The following is a 2,886-nucleotide window of genomic DNA, read 5'->3' as shown; positions in this document are numbered from 1 at the left end:
AGCTGCCAATGAAGCATGTAAATTAACGGCAACAGGAACCTGCTTAACGGGTGTTAATCTGTCTGTTCTTACAACAAGCCAGAAGTATTTAACCAGTATGCCAATAGATCCAACAGTATCATCTGCAGATGGTACGGGGTATTACATTACCAAAAGCGCTAATGGTCGTGTGACCGTATGTGCTCCAAGCGCCGAACAAAGCGCAACCATTAGCATAACCAGGTAATTTTAAAATAATCATTAAAAACGATTCGTTCGCGGACCTGCCAGATATCACCAATGAATTGCGTTTTCATGTCCGCGTGATTTCCAATCAGAAAGTTGCTCCTGACGTCATCATTCTTTCGCTCGAGCGTCCCGAAAAATTTGCCTTTACTCCCGGCCAATATGTCTGGCTTGTCATGCCAAAACGCACCGAGCGGTATGGCGTGGTGGATAGACGCGCCTATTCGATATCGTCGAGTGTGCAAAGCAAAGACATTGAGCTTTTGATCCGTATAACAGACAATGAATATCTGCAAGACGTCGCCATTCTGAAGACGGGCGACAAGGTAGACATCATCGGTCCTATGGGGTCCGCTTTTATCGTACCAAGCCAAGGTGCCATTATGATCGGCGGCGGCACCGGAGTGGCGCCGTTTCTTTCTTGCGTGCGCTCCGGTCTTGACGAGACGATGTCTTTGATCGCATATCATTCCAAGGAGAGGCCGTTGCATTGCAAAAAAGATATTGAAGAACTGGCTACACAACATAGGTACGATATCGCACTGCACGAAGGCGTTCCTCAAAAGGACGATTTTTCGAATGTCACCAAGGAAAATAACAAAAGGCTCGTTTTTATAGCCGGGCCGCAAGGTTTTGTAGACAACGTAACAGCTCTACTTTTGTCGGCGGGGATTGCGTCGAGCGCCATGCGGTATGAGGCGCTGTATCCGTGTAGCGAGATCTGCAATACGACAAGAGAAATGTTCGAGAACCCTATCGGATCGTTTTCCAAAGATGAGAAAGGCGTGCGCCAAGATCCAGCCCGTTTTTCCGAACTCGGACACCTCTTTTTCATGGTCGCCAAGCAGACAACGAACCACGTGATTATTACCGACCCTAATGGAGTTATATTGTTTGCCAACGAGGCCGCCGAGAAGACAACGGGGTATACGTTCAAAGAAATGGTCGGGCAGACGCCGCGGCTCTGGGGAGCACTTATGCCCGCGCCCTTTTATAAAGAGTTGTGGGTCAAAAAATCGGCTGGCATGAAGCTTGTTTACAAAGTCCTTAATCGTAGCAGGGACGGTCGGCTTTATGTATCGCTCGTGCGCGTTACACCGCTTATGCAAGATAAAAGCGTCATTGCCTATGTCGCTACGGAAGAAGATATCACCGATCTCATGCAACTCGACAAAGCCAAAACTGAATTCGTCTCGCTTGCCAGTCACCAACTCCGCACCCCGCTTTCTACCGTCAATTGGTATGCCGAAATGCTTTTAGCCGGAGATGCCGGGAAGATAAACAAAGAGCAGAAGAAATATGTGGAAGAGATTTATAATGGCAATCAGCGCATGGTGGAGTTAGTGAATGCGCTTTTGAATGTGTCCCGTATTGAGCTTGGCACATTTTTGATTGAACCACAGCCGACAAACGTGGCGGAACTTGCGCGAAGCGTTATGGATGAGCAAAGGCCGGCCATTGATGAGAAAAAAATTCTCCTGAAACCAAACCTTGCCGATAATCTGCCGATTATTCAGATTGACCCCAAACTCCTGCGCATGGTATTTCAAAATCTCCTCTCAAATGCGGTGAAATACACGCCAGAAGGAGGAACTGTTGAGCTTGATCTCCGGGTCGATAGCGATTGCATTGTCATAAAAGTCGCTGATACGGGTTATGGCATACCAAAGCCGCAGCAGGATAAAATTTTTACCAAGCTATTCCGAGCTGATAACGTAAGGAAAAAAGATACCGAAGGCACCGGACTGGGACTTTACATTGTCAAATCAATAATTGATCATTCGGGCGGGAAGGTCTGGTTTGAGTCACCTGCCCGCCAGTCGCCTGACGGCTCCAGCCGGATGGCAGGCGGGGAAGAAAATCCCGGTACGGTATTTTATGTTACACTCCCTATCAGTGGCATGATGAAAAAAGTAGGCACGAAATCTCTTTCTTAACGCATATGACCCATTCGACAAACTCAGGGTCATGGTGATACAATAGAACCATGACAGACCAGGAAAAAACAATCCTGATTGTGGAAGATGATAGGTCACAGCTTCAAGCGCTTGTAGACAAACTTACGCAAGAAGGTTTTGCTACTCTTGAAGCAAAAAATGGCGAGGAGGGATTAGAAACAGCTTTGCGCGAACACCCTGATCTCATCTTGCTTGATATCGTTATGCCCGTGATGGATGGTATGACGATGCTTAAAAAACTCCGTGAGGATACATGGGGCAAAGATGCATTAGTAATAATATTGAGCAATTTGAGCGACCCCGAAAAAATTTCTCAAGCTGTTACGCAAGGAACTTACGGATACCTTATCAAAACCGACTGGAAAATTGAAGACGTGGTTGCAAAGGTAAAAGAGCTACTGAGTAAGTAATATCATAAAGGGAGTCCCGCTCGCATCCCTCTCGTCCTCTGCGAGCGGGGAATGAAGATTATATCGAGCAAAGCTCGATATATCGCTTACGCTATTAACCATATTCCATCATATGAAGAATACAAAAGTCATTGTTATAGCGGTTGTTCTCGTTCTTGCGCTCGGAGGAGCGTGGAAGCTCTTGAGTAATAGGCAAGCCCCGGCTTCCGTTCCCCAGGAACAGCAAAAGCCCGGACAGGTACAAGAGGAAACCGCGGGTTCTGAAGCAGTAATCACGTATACGGACCAGGGAT

General features: G+C 47.1%; 4 protein-coding genes. All 4 read left to right on the top strand.

The genetic code is table 11. From position 1 onward, the window contains the following. The coding region (locus Q7S09_01435; GenBank protein ID MDO8557838.1) for a hypothetical protein at positions 1-226 on the top strand (226 nt) is incomplete at its 5' end. Between the two features lie 76 nt (positions 227-302). Continuing rightward, entirely contained in the window at positions 303-2,162 is a 1,860-nt protein-coding gene (locus tag Q7S09_01430; GenBank protein MDO8557837.1) for an ATP-binding protein, read from the top strand. 50 nt (positions 2,163-2,212) lie between these two features. Further along, positions 2,213-2,593: a response regulator gene (locus tag Q7S09_01425; protein ID MDO8557836.1), complete on the top strand. Its 381-nt coding sequence runs from the start codon at positions 2,213-2,215 to the stop codon at positions 2,591-2,593. Between the two features lie 112 nt (positions 2,594-2,705). Continuing rightward, positions 2,706-2,886, top strand: a 181-nt coding sequence (locus Q7S09_01420) for a hypothetical protein (GenBank protein MDO8557835.1), incomplete at its 3' end; no start/stop codon positions are given.

Source organism: bacterium, from assembly GCA_030649025.1.
Classification (GTDB): Bacteria; Patescibacteriota; Minisyncoccia; order JAUYLV01; family JAUYLV01; genus JAUSGO01.
Note: the sequence above shows the minus strand (reverse complement) of the source record. Positions and strands in the feature narration are given on the sequence as shown.

Bases quoted from the DNA above. Each gene is read 5' to 3' on its own strand.
- Q7S09_01425 (MDO8557836.1), top strand. From the start codon at position 2,213: ATGACAGACCAGGAAAAAACAATCCTGATTGTGGAAGATGATAGGTCA.